Origin of the sequence: Leifsonia sp. McL0607 (assembly GCF_049993355.1) — a bacterium.
Taxonomy (GTDB): domain Bacteria; phylum Actinomycetota; class Actinomycetes; order Actinomycetales; family Microbacteriaceae; genus Leifsonia.
Genome location: NZ_CP188253.1, coordinates 407,188 through 430,163 on the forward strand (window position 1 = coordinate 407,188; position 22,976 = coordinate 430,163).

Below are 22,976 nucleotides of genomic sequence, written 5' to 3' on the forward strand. Positions count from 1 at the left end.
ATGCACATTTCCACACCCCCTCGAACCGGTTTCACACCCCATTCCGCGCGTCCAGGCGACCGATAGAGTGGGCGGACTGTGAGCAGCTACTCGAGCCTTCTGAAGACGCCGGGCGTCGCGCGCATCATCGCTGCACAGCTGACCGCCCGGTTCCCGTTCGGTATGCTCTCGCTGGCCTTCCTGTTGCACATCGAGCGCATCCACCACTCGTACGGTGCGGCCGGGCTGGTGCTCGGCGCGATGAGCATCGGCCAGGCGATCGCCGGCCCCATGACGAGCCGACTGATGGGCGTGCTGGGCATGCGCGCCGTCCTCTGGACGACGCTCGTGCTGTGCTCGATCGCGGTCGCGGCGATCGGCGTGTTCGTGATGCCCATCCCCGTCACGATGGCGGTCGCGTTCTTCGCGGGCCTCAGCATGCCGCCCATCCAGCCCGCCGTGCGCACCATCTACCCCAAGATGGTCAACTCCCGGCAGCTCACCCCGCTGTTCTCACTCGACGCCTCGGCCCAGGAGATCATCTGGATCGCCGGCCCTGTCGCGATCACGTTCGTCTCGACCCAGATCGGCACTGTCGAGGGCATCCTCATGTCGGTGGCGATCATGCTCCTCGGCGGGCTCTGGTTCATCTCCTCGCCCGAGGTCGGGCGCGTGCGCATCCCGCGCAGCAGGCGGCGGCTCGGGGTGGTGCTCGCGCGGCCTCCCGTGCTGCTGGCGACGGTCGTCGGCTTCCTGCTGATCGGTTCGTGCGCCGCGGTGGAGGCCGGTGTCGTCGCCAACTTCGCTGAGGGGTCGCCGTTCGCGGGCATCGTCCTCGCCATCTGGTCGCTCGGCTCGCTCATCGGCGGCCTGGCCTTCGGCCACGTGCCGATCGGTCCATGGGCGACGGCGCGGCGCATGCTGATCGTCTTCGTCGGCGTCGTGATCTCCACCTTCATGCTGTGGTCGTGGTGGGGCCTGTCGCTCTCGCTCATCGTCGCCGGTCTCGGCATCGCACCTGCGCTGGCCGTGCTCTTCGCGATCGTCTCTGCGAGCGTCAAGTTCTCCGACACCGCCGAGGCCTACGGCTGGGTCGGAACCGGCCAGCTGATCGGCGCCGCGCTCGGCTCCGCCCTCGCGGGCTTCCTGATCGACGCCAACGGTCCGGTCGGCGCGTTCTGGGCCGCCGGCGCCTTCGCGCTCGTCGGCTTCCTCGTGCCGGCCCTCGCGGTGCGCGCCCACCCCGACCTCCGCGGCCGCGACGCCTCCCCCATCCCCGACACCGAGCCCGTCCCCGTCCAGCCCTCCTGACTCGAGACGTGAGTAATCGCGGAAATCATCCACAGGATTTCCGCGATTGGTCACGTCTCGATCCTCGCCTGTGGATAACGGGAGCGGGGTGGGTGCCGGTCGGGCAGGGTGGCGAGATGGGGAGACGAGCTGCCGCACTACCGGCCGAGCTGAAGACAGGTCCGTTCCGGACACGAGACGCACTGGACCGGGGCGTGACCGCGGGCAGACTGCGCGCAAACGACCTCAGCGCGCCGATCCGAGGCGTGCGACTTCCGAGTCACGACGATGGGCTGGAGTCGCGTTGCCGCGCTCTTCTGCTCCACCGCGACGAACGGATCGCCTTCAGCCATGTGACCGCAGCGGAACTGCTCGGTGCGCCTCTTCCCGCAGGCGCACGCGACGACCAGCGGCTCCACGTCAGCGTCCCGGCGGGCGAACGAGCTGTGCAGGCCGCGTCGGTCGCCGGACACACATTGTCCGCATGGAACACCATCTCGCTCCGGGGTCTTCCTCTGACGACCCCCGAGCAGACCTGGCTCGACCTCGCGGGGATGGTGGGGCGCGATGCGCTGGTCTCGCTGGGAGACTGGCTGGTCAGCTATCGACATCCTCTGACGACCCCCGACGCGCTGGCCGAGATCGTGCGATCGGTCCCCGGCCGCCGCGGAATCGCGAAAGCTCGCGCTGCGCTCGCACTCATCCGCACGAGGTCCGAGTCGCCCGCCGAGACGCGCCTCCGATTGTTGATCGTCGACGCGGGACTTCCCGAACCCGAACTGAATTACCTGATCCACCAGCGCAATGGAGCCTTCCTCGCTCGTGTCGACATGGCTTTTCCCGACCGACGAGTCGTCCTCGAGTACGAGGGCGACGGCCACCGTGTCGACCGCCACGTGTGGTTCCGCGACATCCGTCGGCGGGAGCACCTCGAGGACCTCGGCTGGCGCGTCGTTCGCGTCACCGCCGCGGACCTGCACTCCCCTCGCCCGCTCCTCTCCCGCTTGTCCCGGTTGCTGACGAGACGTGAGTAATCCCGGGAATCAAAACTCGGATTCCCGCGATTACTCACGTCTCGCTACCAGCGCGGGTGGGTGGTGGGGCGGAAGTGGGTGTCGTAGAGGGCACGGACGGCGTCGGCGAAGCCGACAGGGAGTGTGATCTCAGCAGCAGCGGCGTTCGCCCGGGCCTGCTCGGGCGAGCGGGCGCCGGGGATGACGGTGGTGACGCCGCTCTGGGCGATCACCCAGGCGAGGGCCGCCTGGGCGGGCGTCACGCCCTCCGGAACGAGCGCGGCGAACTCGCGTGCCGCGCGCACACCCTCCTCGTAGTCGACGCCGGAGAAGGTCTCCCCCACGTCGAACGCCTCGCCGTGACGGTTGTAGCTGCGGTGGTCGTCCGGCGAGAACGTCGTCGTCTCCGAGTAGCGGCCGCTCAGCAGCCCGGAGGCCAGCGGCACCCGCGCGATGACGCCGACGCCCGCCTCCTGCGCGGCGGGGAGCACCTCATCCAGCGGCTTGAGCCGGAATGCGTTGAGGATGATCTGCACCGACGCGGTGCCCGGGCGTGCGATCGCCTCCAGAGTCTCCGCGCAGGTCTCGACACTGACGCCGTAGTTCGCGATCGCCCCCTCCTCGACCAGCGTGTCGAGCGCATCGTAGACAGCGGCGTTCGAGAAGACCGGCGTGGGAGGACAGTGCAGCTGCACGAGGTCGAGCGTGTCCATGCCCAGGTTGCGGCGGGAGCGGTCGGTCCACTCACGGAACTGCGCCAGCGTGAAGGTGCCCGGGTCCTGCTCCCCGCGGCGGCCCATCTTGGTCGCGACCGTCAGCGGCAGCTCGGGATGCGCGGCACGGTAGCGGCCGATCAGCTGCTCGCTGCGGCCGTCGCCGTACACATCCGCCGTGTCGAAGAATGTCACGCCCGACTCGGTCGCCGCGTCGAGCACGGCCATCGCGTCGGCCTCCGACACGTCGCCCCAGTCTGCGCCGAGCTGCCAGGTGCCAAGACCGATGACCGAGACGTCGCGCCCGGTGCGTCCGAGAGTTCGCTTCTGCATGCCCCCAGCCTAGGCGGGCGGAACGCACCGGACCGCCGACGGCCCGCGGCTTCCTACGCAGCCGCCTCCGTGACCTCCTGGTTGCGGAAGTGACCCGCGAGCATCCCGACGACGCCGACCGCCGCCCAGCCCAGCAGCACCAGCCACGGGAGGAGCGCATCGGCCGACGGGAAGTACGACAGATCGCGCAGCAGCGAGACCGACGCACCGGGGACGAACCACTGGCCGATCGCTCCCCACGGCCCGACCAGGAACTGCAAGGGCTGTGCCGCGGCGGAGATGGGGTTGCCGACCAGCACCGTCAGCACCGCGCCGATCGCGATCCCGACCCGTCCGAAGAGCGCGTTCATCCCCACCACGAACGCCGCGGTCGCGAACATCGAGAGCCCGACGGCGAGCGCGTTCAGCCAGAAGTCGCCCTGCAGGATTCCGAACCAGCCCTGCAGGATGCCGGTGACGGCGAGGCCGCCGGCGACACTGTAGAGCACCACTGTGATGAGACGGCGCCAGCTTCCCGCCACGAGCAGGGAGATGAGCACGCCGCCGAGCATCCCGCCGAGCACCAACGGAAAGGCCGACGCGGCCAGGCCGAGCCCGCGCGAGTCACTGGAGGCGAGTGGCACGATGTCGGTCACCTTCACCGTGATGGTCGGCGGCTTGGCGCCCACGGGCGCACGACCCGCCGCGATGGCCTGCTCGACGGCAGCGGCCGCCTGCGCGTTCGCCTGAGCCTGGAGGGTCGTCGCTACTTGGTTCAGGATCTGGCTCACCGCTGCGCCGTTGGCGGAGGCTGTCAGCACCTCCGGCGTGTCGCCCAGGACGATCGCCCCGTACACGTCGCGCTTCTGGATGGCGTCGACCGCCGTCTGCCTGTTGCTGTACGAGGTCACAGCGAACGCGCCGTCGGCGGCCCTGTCGAGCTGCTTCTCGACCGCGGTCACCTGAGCGGACGGGCCGGCGATGCCGATCGGGAGGTCTTTGACGGTTGAGGTCACGGTCGGCCAGAGGAAGGCCAGCAGAATGACCACGACGACCGCCGCCGCCCCCACCGCGAGAGCGATCGCACGCCCCCACGGGGTGTGCGCGACGGGTGGCGTGGAGGCAGGCGAGCCTCCCCCGTGCGAGGAAACGGTCTCGCTCTCGGTTGCGGGGCGCTCAGCGTCCCACTCGGTGCTGATGCTCATGACGACCTCCCAATAAAAACGAATGCTCGTTCTTTATACTCGGCACCAGCGGCGCTATTGTCAACAACGAACGTTCCCTTTCCTACCGAGAAGGACAGCAGAACGATGAGGAGGCTCGCATGCCCAAGGTCACCGAGGAGTACCGCAGCGCGAGACGCCACGAGATCGCCCAGGCCGCACTCCGCTGCTTCGCCCGCAGTGGCTTCGCCGCAACCTCCATGGCCGACATCATCGCCGAGTCCGGCCTGTCGGCCGGCGCGATCTACGGGCACTACGCGAGCAAGGACGAGCTGATCGAACTGACCGCGTCGGAGATCCTCGACGCCCGATTCCTGGAGGTCGCCGAGGCGCGCACCAAGCAGCCTCTCGCCTCCCCCGGGGAGATCGTCCGCCTCCTCGTCTCCGGCCTGATGTCGCACCTCACCGATGTGCGACTGCTCGTGCAGGTCTGGGGCCAGGTGCCGATCAACCCGGGGCTGAAGAGGATGTCGTCCGAGATCGGCGACCGGGTGCGCACCATGTTCACCGACTATCTGACCGATTGGCACTCCCAGGCGATGCCGGCCCGGGAGGCGCGCGCCCGCGCCGAGCGCGAGTCCTCCGTGTACATGAGCCTGGTTCAGGGCTACGTCATCCAGACCGTCCTCTTCGACGGGTTCGACGGGCCGACCTATCTGGAGGTCGTGGAGGGCATCTCGCTCAGCGCGCCGTCCACTACGGCGGTGCAAGCCGCGCGCAGCGAGAGCGGGCTTCCCGGTGGTCACTGTCCGATCGCACAATGACCTTATCCGGCAGGTGTCGGACATATGGAAGGAGAATCTCCCATGGCTCAGTACGATGTCGCCGACCGCTCCGCGATCGTCACAGGTGGAGGCTCGGGCATCGGACGCGCAGTGGCACTGACCCTCGCGGCCCGCGGTGCCGCGGTCCTGGTCAGCGATCTGAACGAGGAGCACGCGAAGGCCGTCGTCGCCGAGATCGAGGCAGCAGTCGGCACCGCCGCCGCACTCGCTGGCGACGTGACCGACCCCGCCTTCGCTGCGGCGAGCGTAGAAGCGGCCAACGCCCTCGCCCCGCTGAAGATCGCGGTCAACAACGCCGGCATCGGCGGGGAGGCCGCTCCGGTCGCGGAGTATTCGCTCGACGGCTGGCGCAAGGTCATCGAGGTCAACCTCAACGCCGTGATGTACTCCATGCAACCTCAGCTGACCGCGATGGCGGCCAACGGCGGCGGGGCGATCGTGAATATGGCCTCGATCCTGGGCAGCGTGGGCTTCGCTAACTCGTCCGCCTATGTCACCGCCAAGCACGGCCTCCTCGGCCTCACCAAGAACGCTGCTCTCGAGTACGCCGACAAGAACGTGCGCGTCGTCGCCGTCGGCCCCGGCTTCATCAAGACGCCGCTGGTGGAGGCCAACTTGAGCCCGGAGGCGCAGCAGTTCCTGGAGAGCAAGCATGCGCTCGGTCGCCTCGGCGAGCCGGAGGAGGTCGCGGCCCTCGTCGCGTTCCTGGCCTCTGACGCAGCGTCGTTCATCACCGGTAGTTACCACCTCGTGGACGGCGGCTACACCGCTCAGTAACCCACTCGAAGGGCACGTTAACGCCCCTAAACGCGAGTTTTAGGGGCGTTTGCGTGCCCCTCGGCGGCGGGCCATTTAGGCTGGGGACGTGACGGAGGAAGACGACCTGTTGAGCGAGGAGCGGCTGGAGCGGTTCCGCTCCCGAGCGCCGCACTACGACGCCGAGAACCGCTTCTTCACGGAGGATTTCGCCGAGCTGGCCGACGCCGGCTACCTCAAGGCGCTCGTCCCGACCGAGTTCGGCGGCCTCGGCCTGTCGCTGCAGGAGACGGCACGGCTCCAGGTGCGGCTCGCCGGCGCAGCTCCCGCGACCGCCCTGGCCGTCAACATGCACCTGGTCTGGACCGGCGTGGCCAAGACGCTGCGGGATCGCGGCGACGACTCGCTGGAGTTCCTGCTGCGGGAGGCGGGCGCCGGAGAGGTCTTCGCCTTCGGGCTCAGCGAAGCCGGCAACGACCTCGTGCTGTTCGGGTCGACGACCCAGGCCAGGCCGCAGGCCGACGGCTCGTACAGCTATACCGGCGCCAAGATCTTCACCTCCCTCTCGCCCGCCTGGACGCGCCTGGGCACGATGGGCCTCGACACCGAGAGCGACGACGCGCCCAAGATCGTGTACGGCTTCATCGACCGTGCCGCAGGCGGCTTCGAGATCCGGGAGGACTGGGACACGATCGGCATGCGGGCGACCCAGAGCAGCACGACCGTGCTCAGCGGGGCGACCGCGCCGGCCGACAGGATCGTGCGCCGCCTCGACCCCGGCCCCAACCCCGACCCGCTGGTCTTCGCGATCTTCGCCAGCTTCGAACTGCTCCTCGCCTCGGTCTACACCGGCATCGGCGCCCGTGCGCTGGAGCTCGCCGTCGCGGCCGCGCACCGCAGGAAGAGTCTCAAGAACGACGGCCGCAGCTACGCGAACGACCCGGACATCCGGTGGCGCATCGCGGAGGCGGCGATCGATCAGGACGCCCTCCTGCCCCAGCTCGACGCGATCACGCGCGATGTCGACACGCTCACCGACCACGGCGCGCAGTGGTTCCCGAAGCTCGTGGGGATGAAGATCCGGGCGACCGAGACCGCTCGGCGCGTCGTCGACCAGGCCATCCGGGTCTCGGGAGGCTCCACCTACTTCTCCGGCGACGAGCTCGGCCGACTGTACCGCGACGTGCTCGCCGGCATCTTCCACCCCTCCGACGCCGAGTCCGCGCACAACACTGTCGCCAATGCGTGGCTCGGCCCGATGGAAGACTGACACGGCAGCACTCTGAGACACCAGCACCCGTAAAGACCGACACGAAGGGCCTCATGCAGGAGATCACCGCACAGCACTTCGTCGAGCGCCTCGCGCGCGGCGCAGCTCAAGCCAGGGACGCCGGCCTCGACGCCCTCCTGATCGCGCCCGGCCCCGACCTCGCCTACTTCGCCGACTACCTCCCTCCGGTGACGGAGCGGCTGACGATGCTGGTCATCCCGAGCGACGGCGCGCCGACGACGATGGTGGTGCCGGTGCTCGAGCACGACAGCGCGGCGGCGACCCGGGCGGCTGGGTCGATCCGGCTGGTCACGTGGGCCGACGGCGAGGACGAGCACGCTCCGTTGGTCGATCAGCTCTGGTCGGGCGGCCGTTACGGGATCTCCGACTCCGCCTGGGCGATGCATCTGCTCGCGCTGCAGCACGCGCTGCCCGACGTGCGCTTCGAGGCCTTCTCGGCCGTCCTCCCGATGCTGCGCGCCGTGAAGGACGCGGACGAGATCGACCGGCTCGCGGCAGCGGGCGCCGCCGCCGACGCGACCTTCGAGGACATCCTGTCGGTCTCCTTCGCCGGTCGCGCCGAGAGCGAGGTCGCCGCGGATCTGGACCGGCTGCTGCGCGAGCACGGACACTCCCACGTCGACTTCACGATCGTCGGCTCCGGCCCGAACGGCGCCAACCCGCATCACGAGGCCGGCAACCGGATCATCGAGCCGGGCGACATGGTGGTGCTCGACTTCGGCGGCCTCATGGACGGCTACGGTTCGGACACCACCCGGACCGTCCACGTCGGCGAGCCGACCGACGAGGAGCACGAAGTGTTCGAGGTGGTCAAGCGCGCGCAGCAGGCCGCGTTCGACGCCGTGGCCGTCGGCGTGCCGCTGCAGGAGATCGACCGGGCCGCTCGCGCCGTGATCGCGGAGGCCGGCTACGGGAAGCACTTCGTGCACCGCGTCGGCCACGGCATCGGCACCACGACGCACGAACCGCCGTATCTGGTGGAGGGTGAGGAGCAGTCCGTCGTCGCCGGGATGTGCTTCTCGCTCGAACCGGGGATCTACCTGCCCGGCCGGTTCGGCGTCCGCATCGAGGACATCGTCGTCGCCACCGCCGACGGCGCGCAGCGGCTGAACAACTCCAGCCGCGAGCTGCACATCGTCTCGTGATCACCGCAACAGTCGACCGCGACACCGAGCGCCGCCACGCGCTGCGGCGGATGAAGCTGCTGGCCACCAGCCTGCTCGCCGTCGCCGCCGTGATCTTCGCCGTCTCGTTCGCGCTGCAGGACCGCTACCCCTGGCTCGGGTTCGTGCGCGCAGCGGCCGAGGGGGCCATGGTCGGCGCGCTGGCCGACTGGTTCGCCGTGACCGCGCTCTTCCGGCATCCCCTCGGCTTGCGCATCCCGCACACCGCGATCATCCCCACCCGCAAGGACGAGATCGGCGAGAGTCTCGGCGAGTTCGTCGAGACCGAGTTCCTCTCGGACGACGTCGTCGCCGCGCGGCTGGCCGCCTACGACGTGTCCGGCGCTGTCGCGCGCTGGCTCATGGAGCCGGGCAACGCGCAGCGGGTGGTAGCCGAGGCCTCCGGCGCGGTCATCGGCCTGGCCGGCCTCCTCGACGACGACCGGATGCGCGAGGCCGTGGAGTCGGTCGTGCGCACCCACGTCATCGAGCCGGAGTGGGCGCCGCCGATCGGGAGGCTGGGCGAGCGGATCATGGCGGCCGGGGGCCACCACGACGCGGTCGACCTGCTGTTGGACCGGCTCGACGACTGGCTCGTCATCCATCCCGACGTCCTCTCGAACCTGGTCTCCGGGCGGCTGCCGTCATGGCTGCCGTCGTTCGTCGACCGACTCGTCGACGAGCGCGTTCACCAGCAGCTGCGGCGGTTCGTCGCCGAAGTACGCAACGATCCCGCCCACCCCGCCCGGCGCGCGCTCGACGGCTACCTCGCCGAGCTCAGCGACCGCCTCCAGCACGATCCGGAGACGATCGCCAGACTTGAGTCGGCCAAGGGGCGCGTGTTCGACGACCCGCGCATCCGCGATCTGGCCGCGGCGGCGTGGACGGCAGCCCGGACGGCGGCGGTGGAGGCCCTGGCCGACCCCGACGGCGTGGTACGGCAGCGCGCGTCAGCCGCTCTGGTGGACGCCGCCGCCCGGATCGCGGCGGACCCGCAGCTACGCGCCTCCCTCGACGAGCGGATCTCCGGCGCCGCCCGTTACCTGGTCGCGACCTACCGCCACGACATCGCAAGCGTCATCACCGAGACGGTCCGCGGCTGGGACCCGGCGGAGACAACCGACAAGATCGAGGCGCAGGTGGGCCGCGACCTGCAGTTCATCCGCATCAACGGGACCGTGGTCGGGGCGCTGGCGGGGCTCGCGATCTACGCGATCGCGACGGCGGTGGCTGGGGCGTTGTGAGCGGTCTGGAAGAGGGACAGCGACCGGAATCGCACGCTCACGCCCTCCGAGTCGCCCGACGCCGCACGAACGGGATCGCCGCGACCCGCCACCCGACCAGGAACACCCCGAGCACAATGAACGCGACGGCGATGAACGCGGGCTCCACACCCTGCCCCGCGGAGGCGCGGATGAGCATTCCGAGCGCGACCGCCATCAGCCACACCGGCACTCCCGGCCAGACCGGAGCGAGCGGGCGGCGCCACGCCCAGGTGACCAGCCACCCGGCGACCAGGCCGATGAAGAACGGCCAGTAGGTGGTGAAGACTCCGGCGATCGTGGCGGCCTCACCGTGACTGCGCCGGCCGATGAGCACGAAAACGAGGACGAGCGCGACGTCGATCACGAACGCCACGACCGCTGTCCTCCAGGATTTCACGGGTCGATGCTACGGCGAGGCGCCCGTAGGTTCGCTGGGTGCGGGCGTGGCGTCCGCCTCAATAGACTGGCTGCACCCTGCCCACCGACGAATCGACGAGCACCGACGAGCGCCGTGCGTCCGCGTGCCGAGGAGCATCCGTGCCGAATTCCGACTTCCTCGCCCAGCCCTTGCTGCCCCGCCCGGAGGTCGGCCTCGATGACGCCGCCACGGTGGCCGAGCGCACATTCGGGCTCACCGGCCGGGTCACCGAACTGGGCAGCAACCAGGACCGCAACTTCCTCGTCGACACCGGCAGCGAGCGGTATGTGCTCAAGATCGCCAACCCCGTCTTCTCGCTCGACGAGCTACACGCCCAGAACGCGGCGCTCGAGCTTCTCACCGGGTCCGACGTGCGCATCCCCACCGTCGTCCGTGCGCTCGATGGTGCGGAGGTCGTGGCCGTGGAGGTGCGCGGACGCACTCTGAACGCGCGCATGCTCGGCTTTCTCGACGGCGACCCGCTCACCGGGGTCGCACGTCCCAGCCGGGAGCAGCTGCGAACGCTGGGGCGCCTCTCCGGTCGCATCGCCGCCGGATTGTCCGGCCTGCACCATCCCGGCCTCGCCCGGACGACCCAGTGGGATGCCCGCGTCGGCGGAAACGTGGTCGAGCTGCTGGCCGACCAGGTGACCCAGCCCGCCAAGCGCCTGACCGTGCTGCGGGCGGCCGAACGCGCGCTCGCCGCCCTCGAGCCGCTGCGTAACCGGCTGCGCGTGCAGGCGGTGCACGGCGACGTGACCGACGACAACGTCGTTCTCGGCGCCGATGGGCCGGGCGTCATCGACTTCGGCGACGTCGCCGACGGCTGGCTCGTCGCCGAGCTGGCGGCGACAGTGACGAGCGCGCTCCACCATGTGCCGGACGAGCCGCTGGCGGTGCTCGACGTCATCGAGGCGTTCCACGCCGAGGCGCCTCTCGACGAGGTGGATTTGGCCGCGCTGTGGCCGCTCGTCGTGCTGCGCGGGGCCGTGCTGGTCGTCAGCGGCGAGCAGCAGGTCGCCCTCGACGGCGACAACGCGTACGCCGACGAGAACAGGGCGCACGAGTGGGCCGCCTTCGACGTCGCGCGCCGCCTCCCCGCCGCCGAAGTGGAGGCCGTGGTGCGAGCGCGACTCGCCGCCGCGCGCCGGGAGGCGGACGAGCCCGCTGCGCTCGGCCGCCTGGTCGCCGTCGACAGCGCGGACGAGAACCTCGCCGACCTCTCGGTGACCGGTCGCGCCCTGGACGCGGGCCGCTGGACGCGCCCCGACGCCGAGGACGCCGTGCTCTCCGCGATCTGCCGGCAGCACGGTCACGCGCTCACGCGGTACGGCGAGGCGCGCCTGAGCCGGGCGGTGCTCGATCGGTCGGAGGCGTCGGCCACCATCGCTCTCGGCGTGACCCTCGATGCTCCCACCGGCCTGGTGGTGCACGCGCCGTTCGCCGGCGAGCTGCGGCTCACCGACGGCTCCTGGCTGCTGCACGGCGACGGCGTCGACCTCTGGCTCGACGGATTGTCCCGGCCGCTGACCACGGCCTCCGTCGACCGCGGAGAGGCGATCGGCAGCGCCGTGAGGTTGACCGCTCAGCTGAGCCGGGTCCCGGGGCGACGGCCTCCCGCGTTCGTCACACCGGCGCTGCCCGTCGACGTCTGGGCGGAGGTCTCGCCCGACCCGTCGGCGCTCTTCGGCGTCGACCTCTCCGTCGAGGACACCGACCCTGCCGCCGCGCTCGCCCGTCGCGACGCCTCGTTCGCGCGGGTTCAGGAGCACTACTTCGCCGAGCCTCCTCTCATCGAGCGCGGCTGGCGGCACCACCTGTTCGACACGCGCGCCCAGAGCTACCTGGACATGGTCAACAACGTGACCCAGATCGGCCACGCGCACCCGCGCCTCGTGGAAGCCGTGCGCGACCAGTGGGCGCGGTTGAACACGAACTCCCGGTTCCACTATGAGCAGCTCTCGCGCTTCACCGAGCGGCTGGCGGAGGTGGCGCCAGAGGGCCTGGACACCGTGTTCCTCGTCAACAGCGGCAGTGAGGCGGTCGACCTCGCCCTCCGGCTGGCGCAGGTGCACACTTCGCGCAGTACCATCCTCGCCGTCACCGAGGCCTACCACGGCTGGACCATCGGCGCGGACGCGGTCTCGTCGTCGCTCGGCGACAACCCGCGCGCACTCGAGACCCGTCCGAGCTGGGTGGAGCTGATCGCCTCGCCGAACGTCTTCCACGGCCGCCACCGGGGCGCGGATTCCGGGCCGGCCTACCTGGCCGAGGTAGACGAGCACCTCGCCCGCCTCGACGCCGCCGGTACCGAGCTCGCCGGCTTCATCGCGGAGCCGGTGTTCGGCAACGCGGGAGGCCTCATGCTCCCGGACGGCTTCCTGGCCGGCGTGTACGAACGGGTGCGCGCTCGCGGTGGCGTCTGCATCGCCGACGAAGTGCAGGTCGGCTACGGGAGGCTGGGCCACTACTTCTGGGGCTCGGCTCAGCAGGGCGTCGTTCCCGACGTGATCACGGTCGCGAAGGCGATGGGCAACGGGCATCCGCTCGGCGCGGTCATCACCCGGCGGGAGATCGCGGAGTCGTTCGCGGCGGAGGGCAGCTTCTTCTCCTCGGCCGGCGGCAGTCCGGTGAGCTCGGTCGTCGGACTGACCGTGCTCGACGTGATGCGCGACGAAGGCCTCCAGCAGAACGCTGCGACGGTGGGCGATCACCTGGCCGCGCGGCTCCGTGCGCTGGGCCGGCGACATCCGCTCGTCGGCGCGGTCCACGGGCTCGGGCTCTACCTCGGGGTGGAGCTGGTCCGCGACCGGGATACCCTGGAGCCCGCCACCGCGGAGGCGACGCTGATCTGCGAGCGCATGCTGCAGGAGGGCGTCATCGTCCAGCCCACCGGTGACGGCAAGAATGTGCTGAAGATCAAGCCCCCGCTGTGCATCACGCGGGAGAGCGCCGACCGGTTCGTGGACGCGCTGGATCTGGTGCTCGCGACGATCTAGGATGCGTCTGATGATTCCGGGGCCCAGCCGTGGCGTGCCGCGGCTCCGTTCCTCCGGAGTCCTGGCGGACTTCGCTACCAGAATCCGGACGAACGGCCCCTCGTGCGGCGTGTCGTCAGTGACCTCCGGAATTGCCCGCACGGCCCGCGCACTTTCCGTAACTCCGGAGCCTTGCGGGGACACGCCGGCGTTGAGACCGTTCCGCCGGAGAATCGCAGGCGGGGGACCGCGGCCTCCGGAATTGCTCGCAGCAGGGGCGCACCTTCGCTCCCCGCGGCTTGACGAGTACCCCTAGTGGGTATACAGTCATACGGCTGGACATACCCCCTCTGGGTATCAGAAAGGAATGAGACATGACGATCGCGACGTTCCAGGTGGACGGCATGACCTGCGCGCACTGCGAGCGGGCCGTGACCGAAGAAGTGACCTCGATCGCCGGAGTGACCGGCATCGACGTCTCGGCCGCCACCGGCGTCCTCACGGTCGAGTCGCCCTCCGCCGTCGACGACACCCTCGTGCTGGCCGCGGTCGAAGAGGCCGGGTACTCCGCAATCCGCGTCTGAGCCGACCGCCCTCGACCGACGATACCGCCACTCTCGCCGCCCCTAACCGGAGGACCCTCATGTCCACGACCGACGCCGCACGTCCGCAGCCCCGCCTGGAGCTGACGATCGGCGGGATGACGTGCGCCTCCTGCGCCGCGCGGGTGGAGAAGAAGCTCAACCGGCTGGAGGGCGTCGAGGCGAGCGTGAACTACGCGACCGAGAAGGCGACGGTGTTCGCGCCCGCCGGCTACGACCCCGCACAGTTGATCGCGCAGGTCGAGAGCGCTGGCTACACGGCAGAGCTCCCGGCCCCTCCGTCGGCCGACGTGGAGGCCTCCGACCCGACCGCCGATCACGCGCTCGCGACCCTGCGCAGACGACTGATCGTGAGCGCCGGCCTTGCCCTTCCCGTCGTGCTGCTCTCGATGATCCCGGCGTTGCAATTCGCTGGGTGGCCGTGGCTCGCCCTGGCGCTGACGACGCCGGTCGTCGCCTGGGGCGCCTGGCCGTTCCACCGGGCCGCCGCTGTCAACCTGCGGCACGGCGCCGCCACGATGGACACCCTGGTCTCGCTCGGCGTCTCGGCGGCGTTCGTGTGGTCGGTGTACGCCGTGGTGTTCGGCGATGCCGCAACACCCGGGATGTCGGGCGTCGACCTCTACCTGGAGGTTGCCGCAGGCGTGACCGCTTTCGTCCTCGCCGGCCGGTACCTGGAGAAGCGGTCCAAGCGACGGGCGGGCGCTGCGCTGCGCGCCCTCCTCGAGTCCGGGGCGAAGGAGGCCTCGGTGCTTCGACCCGGCTCCGGGTCGGCAGACGTGCGGGAACTGCGCGTCCCCGTCGACCTGCTGGTCGTCGGCGATGTGTTCGTCGTGCGGCCGGGCGAGCGCATCGCCACCGACGGCATCGTGACCGAGGGCACCGGGGCGGTCGACGCGTCGATGCTGACAGGCGAGTCCGTCCCGGTGGAGGTCGCCCCCGGCGACCCGGTCGTCGGGGGCACCGTCAACTCCGGCGGTCGGCTCGTCGTCCGTGCGACGCGGGTCGGCGCGCAGACCAAGCTGGCGCAGATCGCGCGGCTGGTCGAGGATGCACAGTCCGGCAAGGCCGCCGCACAGCGCCTCGCCGACCGCATCAGCGCCGTCTTCGTGCCGGTCGTCATCGGCATCGCCGTCGTGACCCTCGCCGCATGGCTGCTGCTCGGCTTCCCGGCAGAGGCCGCGTTCACCGCCGCCGTGGCCGTCCTCATCATCGCGTGCCCGTGCGCACTCGGGCTCGCGACCCCGACCGCCCTGCTGGTCGGCACCGGGCGCGGCGCCCAGCTCGGCGTGCTCATCACCGGTCCAGAAGTGCTGGAGGCCACCCGCCGGGTGGACACCGTCCTGCTCGACAAGACCGGCACGGTCACGACCGGGCGGATGGCCCTGGTCGACGTCGTGGCCGAGAGCGACGACGCCGAGGCGAAAGCGCTGCGCCGCGCCGGCGCGGTGGAGGATGCCTCCGAGCACCCGATCGCTCGCGCGATCGCCGATGCGGCGAAGGGTGCGAGCGACCTCCCCGCCGTCGCCGGGTTCCGCTCGGACGGCGGCCTGGGCGTCTCAGGAACGGTGGAGGGCGAGCGGGTGGTGGTCGGCCGCGCGACGTTCGTGACGACAGCCGGGATGCCGCTCGCCCCCGGCCTCCAGCGGGCTGCCGAAGCGGCGGAAGCGTCCGGCCGGACGGCCGTCGTCGTCGGCTGGGGCGGCCGCGCACGCGCCGTGCTCGTCGTGGCCGACACCGTCGCGCCGCACAGCGCCGAGGCCGTCCGGAGGCTGCGTCGGCTCGGGCTGGCACCCGTGCTGCTGACCGGCGACAACGCGACCGTCGCGCGGCGGGTGGCGCAGGAAGTCGGCATCGAAACGGTGATCGCGGGTGTGCTCCCGGCCGAGAAGACCGATGTCGTCCGGAGACTGCAGGCCGAAGGGAGGCGCGTGGCGATGGTCGGCGACGGGGTCAACGACGCTGCCGCGCTTGCGGCCGCTGACCTCGGCCTCGCCATGGGCACCGGCACCGACGCCGCCATCCAGGCCGCCGACCTCACGCTGGTGCGTGGCGACCTGACCGCAGCGGCGGACGCGATCCGGCTCTCCCGGCGAACTCTGGCGACCATCCACGGAAACCTGTTCTGGGCGTTCTCGTACAACCTGGCGGCGCTGCCGCTCGCGGCGTTCGGGCTGCTGAACCCGATGATCGCCGGGGCAGCGATGGCGTTCTCGAGTGTCTTCGTCGTCACCAACAGCCTCCGGCTCCGGTCGTTCCGGCCTCTGGCCGTCGCGGGCGGGACGTCACCCGGAATCGAGGATCGGAGGACCGCGTGAGCGGACACCGAGAGCATGGCGAGGCGGAGGCGCCCAAGGTGGCCGCTGTCGCGCCCGAGCATCACGAGATGCGCGAGGCGGACGCCCCCACGCCGCACGCCGACGGCATGAACCACGATCACAGCGGGCACGCCGGCCACGGTGACCACGCCGCGGCCTTCCGTCGCCTGTTCTGGATCATGCTCATCGTGGCGGTGCCTGTCGTGCTGTGCTCGCCGATGTTCGCGATGATCCTCGGCTACGAGCTGCCGGACACAGCCTGGTTGCCGTGGGTCTCCCCCGCCCTCGGCACCGTGATGTTCGTGTGGGGCGGCCGGCCGTTCCTGAACGGCGCCGTCTCCGAGCTGCGGTCCCGCACGCCCGGGATGATGCTGCTGATCGCGCTTGCGATCACCGTCGCGTTCGTCGCGTCGTGGGGCGCCACTCTCGGTCTCCTCGACCACCAGCTCGACTTCTGGTGGGAGCTCGCCCTCCTGATCGTCGTCATGCTGCTCGGCCACTGGATCGAGATGCGGTCGCTGGCACAGACAACCTCCGCCCTCGACTCGCTCGCGGCGCTCCTGCCCGACGAGGCCGAGAAGGTGGAGGGCGACCGGACGATGACGGTCTCCCCCGCCGAGCTCGCGGTCGGCGACCTGGTGCTGGTGCGGCCCGGCGGTCGTGTGCCCGCTGACGGCCGCGTCGTTTCCGGCAGCGCGCATGTGGACGAGTCGATGATCACCGGCGAGTCCCGACCGGTGCGCCACACCGACGGCGACACGGTCGTCGCGGGAACCGTCGCGACCGACTCGGCACTGCGCGTGCAGGTGACCGCCGTCGGCGATGACACCGCGCTCGCCGGCATCCGCCGCCTGGTCGCGGACGCGCAGAACTCGTCTTCCCGCGCCCAGCGGATCGCCGACCGCGCGGCCGGCTGGCTGTTCTGGTTCGCGCTCGGCTCCGCCGCCGTCACGGCTGCGGTCTGGACGGCCGTCGGACAGCCGGACGACGCGGTGGTCCGCGCCATCACGGTGCTCGTGATCGCGTGCCCGCACGCCCTCGGGCTGGCCATCCCGCTCGTCGTCTCGATCGCGACGGAACGCGCGGCGCGCGGAGGGGTGCTGGTGAAGGACAGGCTCGCCCTGGAGACCATGCGCACCGTCGACACCGTGCTGTTCGACAAGACCGGCACGCTCACCAAGGGCCTGCCCACTGTCACCGCCGTGGACGCGGACGGCGACGACGATCGCGTCCTCGCGCTCGCCGCGGCAGCGGAGTCGGACTCCGAGCACCCGCTCGCGCGCGCGATCGTCGCGAGCGCCGCGGCCAGGGGACTCGCGGTTCCCACTGCCACCGAGTTCGCATCGTCGCCGGCCGTGGGTGTGGCGGCGACGGTCGACGGCCGGCGTGTGGAGGTCGGCGGCCCCGGGCTGCTCGCTGAGCACCACGCGTCGGAGCGCGCGGTGACGGAGGCCTGGCGCGCCGAGGGCGCCGTCATCCTCCACGTGCTCGTCGACGGGCGACCTGTCGGCGCCCTCCGCCTCGCCGACGACGTTCGTGAGGAGTCGCGCCGGGCAGTGTCCGCGTTGCAGGAGCGCGGCATCCAGGTCGTCATGATCACCGGCGACGCGGAGGCCGTGGCCGCCGACGTCGCCGCGCAGCTCGGGATCGAGCGCTTCTACGCCGGCGTGCGCCCGGAGGACAAAGCGGCGTCCGTCGCCGAGCTGCAGGCCGAAGGCCGTACGGTCGCGATGGTCGGAGACGGTGTCAACGACGCCCCCGCCCTCGCCCGGGCGGACGTCGGGATCGCGATCGGAGCGGGGACGGACGTCGCGATCGCCTCCGCCGGCGTAATCCTCGCCAGCGACGACCCGCGCTCGGTGCTGTCGGTCATCCGGCTGTCGCGGGCGAGCTACCGCAAGATGCGGCAGAACCTGTGGTGGGCGGCCGGCTACAACCTGCTGTCGGTGCCGCTCGCGGCGGGCGTGCTCGCGCCGATCGGGTTCGTGCTGCCGATGTCGGTCGGCGCCATCCTGATGTCGCTGTCGACCATCGTCGTCGCGCTCAACGCGCAGCTCCTGCGCCGCCTCGACCTCCGGCCCGAGGCGCTCTAACTGTTCTTCCCGGCACCGCCCTCCCTTCCCAGGGGCACGTTGTTGCCCCTTTCGGGCTGGCGAAAGGGACAACAACGTGCCCTTCGGCGGAGGCGTGGGCTGGAGGCGATCAGGTGGGGCGGAGGGCGGCGGCGGCGGCGCGTGCGATGGCGCCAGCGACCGCGCCGAGCGCGGCCGACTGCAGCGACCACTGCTGCCAGTACAGCGGGACGTCCACGGCGCCGTCCTCGTCGAGGACCACCAGCCGGCCGTCCGCGAGCATCGCCTCCGCCTGGAGGTCGGGGATCATGCCCCAGCCCAGCCCGAGCACTGCCGCGCCGACGAACTCCGTCGACGCCGGCACGTACTGCCGGGGCGGCCGGGCTCCGCGGGCGAAGCGCGCGAGGTAGCGGTCCTGGAGGGCGTCCTTGCGGTCGTAGACCAGCATCGGCGCCTCGGCGGCCGCCCGTGCATCCCACCCGCCCGGGCACCAGCGCTCGAGGAACCCCGGGCTCGCCAGCGGCCGGTAGCGCATCGCTCCGAGCGCAGACACCGTGCATCCCTGCACCGGTTCGTGGTCCGATCCGATGGCCGCCATCGCGGTGCCGTCCCGCAGCCGCCCGATCGTGTGCTCCTGGTCGTCGAGGGCGATGTCGAACACCGACCCCGGAAGTGTCGCGAGCGCCGGCAGCACCCAGGTCGCGAGCGAGTCGGCGTTGACGACCAGCGGGATGGAGGTGGGGGCCGCGATCCGGCCCGCGCCGTCATCGCCCTCCAGCTCGGCCGCGGCCTCCGCCTCCAGCAGCGCCACCTGCCGCGCGAGCCGCACCAGCACGGCACCGGCTTGCGTCGCCAGGATGGGCTTGCTCCGGCGCACGAGCACTCTGCCGCTCAGCTCCTCCAGTGCCTTGATGCGCTGGCTCACGGCCGACGGTGTGAGGTGCAGGGCGCTCGCGGCGCGGTCGAACGTCCCGTGTTCGACCACGGCGGCGAGGGTGCGCAGGTGATCGCTCGAAGCCTCCATGTTCAGCAATTCTAATGGTTCATAAGAAACCTGAGCTGTACTGAATGCGCGCGGTTCCCTATCGTCGAATGGTGTTCTCCGTCTTCCTCACCGGTCTCGGCTCGGCCGCTGCCCTCATCGTCGCCATCGGCGCGCAGAACGCATTCGTGCTCCGTCAGGGTCTGCGACGGGAGCACGTGCTCGCCGTCGTGGCGATCTGCGTCGCAAGCGACGCGGTGCTGATCGCGGCCGGTGTCGCCGGTATCGGCACGCTCGTGAAGGCGGCCCCGCTGGCGCTGCAGATCCTGCGCTGGGCCGGGTTCGCCTTCCTGATCGGCTACGCGGTCTTCGCGGCGATCCGGGCGGTGCGCCCCAGCACGCTCACCGCGGCGACCTCCGGCGGAGGCTCGCTCGCCGCGGCGATGGGCACCTGCCTCGCGATCACCTGGCTCAACCCCCACGTCTATCTCGACACTGTGCTCCTGCTCGGCTCACTGTCGGCCACGCACGGCGACCCAGGCCGCTGGGGGTTCGGCGCCGGCGCGGCCACGGCAAGCCTGCTGTGGTTCGTGCTCCTGGGGTTCGGCGCCCGCGTAGCGGCGCCGGTGTTCGCGCGCCCGATCGCCTGGCGCGTGCTCGACGCGGGCATCGCTGTGCTGATGGTGGTGCTCGCGATCATGCTGGTGGTGTGAACTGGAGCTTGGCGCGAGCACGTGCTCGCAGTAGAGGCGACCGGTCGCCGCCGACGACGCGGAGAGCGGTGCCGACGAGATTACCGCCGGCACCGCTCGCGAACGACTGCCCCTACCGCCGTGTGGTCAACACATACATGTCAGTCGGGTGGTACGACTCTTTCGAGACATACCGGGGAACCTTCTCGAACTTCTTGAGCCCTGCAAGATCGCAGTTCGGCGCGGATGCGGTCAACGGCTTGTCGCAGTACGCGTCACCACCCTCCGGGTTCTTCGGGTTGTCGTTCTGCACCGCCGGCCAGCTCGGCCAGAACAGAACCGCCCGCGTCCCGTCCGTCTTCGGGGCGCCCAAGTCCCGAGCGAAGTTCGACACGTCGCCGGGCGGTACCCCGGGGCTGTTCGAGGTGGCGCCCGGAAGATCGGCGACGATCTCACCGGTGGAAGTGTCGATGATCACACGCCCGAAGCCCGTCATGTACACGTAAGTCATGAACATCCAGGTCGGCTGGTTCGCACCGTACGGCGCCGCCGCCCAGATGGCCTGCAGATTCCACGGCGCCCGCGAGTCGGACACGTTGTCGGGGATGATGTTCTGGTTGCCGCTGGTGAGCTGGGTGACCTTCCAGGTTCCGTCGGCATTTCCCTTGGCACCAGGGCGGAACGTCGTCGCGAACGCCTGCATCGTCGGGTTCGCCCCCGTCGTCGCCCTCGTGTAAGTGACCACCGGGTGCCCCAACCCATTCAGGGCCAGCGAAGGCTGCGTGATCCCCTGCTTGATCCCCGCATCAGGATCGATGGACAGCCCCGGAACCGTCACCGTCTGCTCGTACGTCAGGGGCACCGAAAGCGGCGTCCCGTTGGCTGTGGTCCAGGTCTTCAGGTCGGTGCTCTGCGCGTAGGAGAAGGTCGAGCGACTGCCGAAACCACGCTCCCCCTCCTGGCCGTTCTCGTCCAGATAGCCGTCCCACGACCACGCCATGCCGTAAGTGGTCTTGCCATTCACCGTGTGGGCGACGAACTCGGTCGGATACGCCCGGCGCGTGCTGTCCGTCGCGAACAACGGCGTGCTCCCACCCAACAGGGAGACCCACCCCTTGGCGGCGCTGTCGTACTGCGCAAGGAAGGTCTCCTTGCCCTGCCGGAACCGGAGGACGAGTGTGTCGCCGACCGTGAAGAACTCGGGGTACGTCATGGCGGAGATATCGATGCCCGGAACGCTGAACGGCAAGGCGCCCAAGCTCGAGACGTCGCCGGCCGTCGAGGTCCGCAGGTAGGCGCCCTGCTCGCCGAGGCCGTCGGCGCCGAAGCTCGGGAGCTCGCCCTTGTCGTTCGGGGTGACGTTCTGCTCGACGACGATCCTGCCGACCTTCAGATTGCCCATGACGTGAAGCTGCTTCTGCCCGTCGAGTTGCATCGTCACGTAGTTGTGCTGGTCGTCGTTCACGCGGTGGTCGGACCGGAAGATGCACCAGCCGCTTATGAGCGTGCCGTTGGCGCACGCGGGCGCGGAGCCGTTGAGGGTACGCGACGCGACCGAGAGGTAGCGCTTCGTGTCGTAGAAAGCGACGTACTGCGTGTTGCCGTCGGTCAGCACCGACTGGCCAGTGATCGAGTGACCGAGGGTCTTCACCGGCAGGAGGGTGCTGGACACCACTTCCGGCACGCCCAGACTGTGGGCAGAGACGAGCGACACATTGTCGAACTCACCGGTGCCCGAGAAGCTGTAGAGCGCAGCCATGCCGCCGCGAAGCGGAGCGGGGTCGGTCCAGGTCGTCGGTACCGGTGTGTTCAAGATCGTGGTGACCGACTTGCCCGTGTCCCGGTCGGTGATGTCGAGGTCGAACGTCCCCGGTGTCGGCGAATCCACACGCACAGTGTAGGAGTTGCTCTTCGACGGAGTGAAGTAGCCCTCGAGAACGGTTTGCGGGATATCGCCGACCACCTTCTGGAGGGCCCACTTGACCGATGTCTTGCGGAACGGCGTGGCCATGAACCGGTACATCTGCAACTGCGCACCGTCGGCATTCGCCGGCGGGATGGACTCGTGGAAGGCCAGACCGCTGTACAGCATGTCGTTGTTGTCCCAGGCCGGGATCGTCATATCGGCAGCGAACGAGAAGCTCGATCCGCTGAGATCGACATGCTCCTGCTCGAGAACGTACTCCGTTCGACCCGGCACCGCTTCGGGGACGACCGTGCCGTCGGGCGTGGACTTCCATCCCTTGGAGCCGACACGCTTCCACGTGTTGCTGAGGTCCGTTCCGGCAGCGAACCAGTCGGTCAGGCCCGATGGGGTGTCGGTGGTCGAGCGAACCGAGAAGTCACGGAAGGTCGCAGCCCCGACATTGGACAAGAGCCCAGCGTAACCGCCGACGCGCGGCTGCGTGGAGGTCGGCAGCCCCGAATGTGCGTACGGCATCCTGATCGAATCGCCACCGATGACCAGGTTCGCACCCGGCTCCGCCTTCGTGGCGAAGCTCACCGATGCGGAGGTCAGACTCCGATCGACGCTCATGATGTACGAATCGCCCTTGACGAGAGCGGTCTTCAGCTTTCCCATGGCGACGATGTCCGCCCCCGGCTCGCCCAGGGTGCGCCGCAGGATCATCCAGTCTTTCGCCGGGCCCGTGGTCACCCGAAAGTCGAAGCGATCTGTCGCGTCGGAGCTCGCGTTGAAGACCAAGCCCGCCCAACGGCCGTTGACGTCCGTCGATGCCGTGATCTCCGTGCTCACCACGAACGAGCTACCGAGCTCGACGCTGTGGTTGATCGCCATGGCGTCCTGCCCTTTCGGGTCGGGCACTGCCGAGTTGTCCTTGAGCTCCCAGTTCGCCAGGACCGTCTTCCACGGGGAGCCGAGCGAGTTCGCGTCGGCGCGGCGAAAACTGTCAGAAGCAGTGGCCGAGCGCTCCGGTTCGGTGAACGCCGAGTTCGACGTACCCGTCCCCCCGTTCGCTACTGCCTGTGCGGGCTCGGACGGCAGGCCCAAGCCCGCGATCAGCGCCACAACGCCGAGCGCACCGACCACCGGTCTCCATGCGCGTGGGCGCAATCTCTTCAACACGTGAAATGCCTTCCAGTTGACATACTTTTAATTTCAGGA

At 70.1% G+C, this 22,976-nt stretch carries 17 protein-coding genes; 12 read left to right on the forward strand and 5 right to left on the reverse strand.

Annotated features, from left to right (window positions below; genetic code table 11):
• The first annotated feature begins 78 nt into the window (after positions 1-78).
• Together ACPPVW_RS01920 and ACPPVW_RS01925 are read left to right on the forward strand one after the other, a co-directional pair.
• The gene (locus ACPPVW_RS01920) at positions 79-1,290 is read left to right on the forward strand and encodes an MFS transporter (RefSeq protein WP_426624871.1); all 1,212 of its coding nucleotides are present in this window, start codon (positions 79-81) and stop codon (positions 1,288-1,290) included.
• A 332-nt stretch (positions 1,291-1,622) separates the two neighbouring features.
• The gene (locus tag ACPPVW_RS01925) at positions 1,623-2,303 is read left to right on the forward strand and encodes a hypothetical protein (RefSeq protein ID WP_426624872.1); all 681 of its coding nucleotides are present in this window, start codon (positions 1,623-1,625) and stop codon (positions 2,301-2,303) included.
• Between the two features lie 44 nt (positions 2,304-2,347).
• On the opposite strand, the gene ACPPVW_RS01930 is transcribed toward ACPPVW_RS01925, so the two are convergent.
• Positions 2,348-3,328 carry an aldo/keto reductase gene (locus ACPPVW_RS01930; protein WP_426624873.1) on the reverse strand — a complete coding sequence of 327 codons (981 nt, stop codon included), beginning with the start codon at positions 3,326-3,328 and terminating at the stop codon, positions 2,348-2,350.
• A 53-nt stretch (positions 3,329-3,381) separates the two neighbouring features.
• Positions 3,382-4,512, reverse strand: coding sequence for an ABC transporter permease (locus ACPPVW_RS01935; RefSeq protein ID WP_426624874.1), 1,131 nt, complete (start codon positions 4,510-4,512; stop codon positions 3,382-3,384).
• 119 nt (positions 4,513-4,631) lie between these two features.
• Here ACPPVW_RS01935 and ACPPVW_RS01940 point away from each other — a divergent pair, with 119 nt between their 5' ends.
• The 5 genes from ACPPVW_RS01940 (at position 4,632) to ACPPVW_RS01960 (ending at position 9,769) form a co-directional block, all read left to right on the forward strand.
• Positions 4,632-5,294: a TetR/AcrR family transcriptional regulator gene (locus ACPPVW_RS01940; RefSeq protein ID WP_426624875.1), complete on the forward strand. Its 663-nt coding sequence runs from the start codon at positions 4,632-4,634 to the stop codon at positions 5,292-5,294.
• Positions 5,295-5,336: 42 nt separating this feature from the next.
• A complete protein-coding gene (locus ACPPVW_RS01945; protein ID WP_426624876.1) occupies positions 5,337-6,092 on the forward strand; it encodes an SDR family NAD(P)-dependent oxidoreductase in 756 nt (251 codons plus the stop codon).
• A gap of 88 nt (positions 6,093-6,180) precedes the next feature.
• Entirely contained in the window at positions 6,181-7,341 is a 1,161-nt protein-coding gene (locus ACPPVW_RS01950) for an acyl-CoA dehydrogenase family protein (RefSeq protein ID WP_426624877.1), read from the forward strand.
• A 53-nt stretch (positions 7,342-7,394) separates the two neighbouring features.
• The gene (locus ACPPVW_RS01955) at positions 7,395-8,507 is read left to right on the forward strand and encodes an aminopeptidase P family protein (RefSeq protein WP_426624878.1); all 1,113 of its coding nucleotides are present in this window, start codon (positions 7,395-7,397) and stop codon (positions 8,505-8,507) included.
• Positions 8,504-9,769: a DUF445 domain-containing protein gene (locus ACPPVW_RS01960; RefSeq protein WP_426624879.1), complete on the forward strand. Its 1,266-nt coding sequence runs from the start codon at positions 8,504-8,506 to the stop codon at positions 9,767-9,769. The genes ACPPVW_RS01955 and ACPPVW_RS01960 overlap by 4 nt, the downstream gene beginning before the upstream one ends.
• A gap of 37 nt (positions 9,770-9,806) precedes the next feature.
• Here the strand turns inward: ACPPVW_RS01960 and ACPPVW_RS01965 are convergent, their stop codons facing one another.
• Positions 9,807-10,187: a DUF3054 domain-containing protein gene (locus ACPPVW_RS01965; protein ID WP_426624880.1), complete on the reverse strand. Its 381-nt coding sequence runs from the start codon at positions 10,185-10,187 to the stop codon at positions 9,807-9,809.
• Between the two features lie 140 nt (positions 10,188-10,327).
• On the opposite strand from ACPPVW_RS01965, the gene ACPPVW_RS01970 reads away from it, so the two are divergent.
• From ACPPVW_RS01970 to ACPPVW_RS01985, 4 genes are all read left to right on the forward strand, one after another.
• Positions 10,328-13,207 carry an aminotransferase gene (locus ACPPVW_RS01970; protein ID WP_426624881.1) on the forward strand — a complete coding sequence of 960 codons (2,880 nt, stop codon included), beginning with the start codon at positions 10,328-10,330 and terminating at the stop codon, positions 13,205-13,207.
• A 353-nt stretch (positions 13,208-13,560) separates the two neighbouring features.
• Positions 13,561-13,770, forward strand: a complete 210-nt coding sequence (locus ACPPVW_RS01975) for a heavy-metal-associated domain-containing protein (RefSeq protein WP_426624882.1) — start codon at positions 13,561-13,563, stop codon at positions 13,768-13,770.
• Positions 13,771-13,829: 59 nt separating this feature from the next.
• Positions 13,830-16,106 carry a heavy metal translocating P-type ATPase gene (locus tag ACPPVW_RS01980; protein ID WP_426624883.1) on the forward strand — a complete coding sequence of 759 codons (2,277 nt, stop codon included), beginning with the start codon at positions 13,830-13,832 and terminating at the stop codon, positions 16,104-16,106.
• Positions 16,107-16,213: 107 nt separating this feature from the next.
• Entirely contained in the window at positions 16,214-18,199 is a 1,986-nt protein-coding gene (locus tag ACPPVW_RS01985; RefSeq protein WP_426626233.1) for a heavy metal translocating P-type ATPase, read from the forward strand.
• 109 nt (positions 18,200-18,308) lie between these two features.
• On the opposite strand, the gene ACPPVW_RS01990 is transcribed toward ACPPVW_RS01985, so the two are convergent.
• Positions 18,309-19,202 (reverse strand): LysR family transcriptional regulator ArgP, encoded by an 894-nt coding sequence (locus ACPPVW_RS01990; RefSeq protein WP_426624884.1) that lies wholly within the window; start codon positions 19,200-19,202, stop codon positions 18,309-18,311.
• Between the two features lie 44 nt (positions 19,203-19,246).
• Here ACPPVW_RS01990 and ACPPVW_RS01995 point away from each other — a divergent pair, with 44 nt between their 5' ends.
• On the forward strand, positions 19,247-19,873 hold the full coding sequence (locus ACPPVW_RS01995) for a LysE/ArgO family amino acid transporter (protein ID WP_426624885.1): 627 nt from the start codon (positions 19,247-19,249) through the stop codon (positions 19,871-19,873).
• 112 nt (positions 19,874-19,985) lie between these two features.
• Here ACPPVW_RS01995 and ACPPVW_RS02000 read toward each other — a convergent pair whose 3' ends face one another.
• Positions 19,986-22,901 (reverse strand): BNR-4 repeat-containing protein, encoded by a 2,916-nt coding sequence (locus ACPPVW_RS02000; RefSeq protein ID WP_426624886.1) that lies wholly within the window; start codon positions 22,899-22,901, stop codon positions 19,986-19,988.
• Between the last annotated feature and the right edge of the window lie 75 nt (positions 22,902-22,976).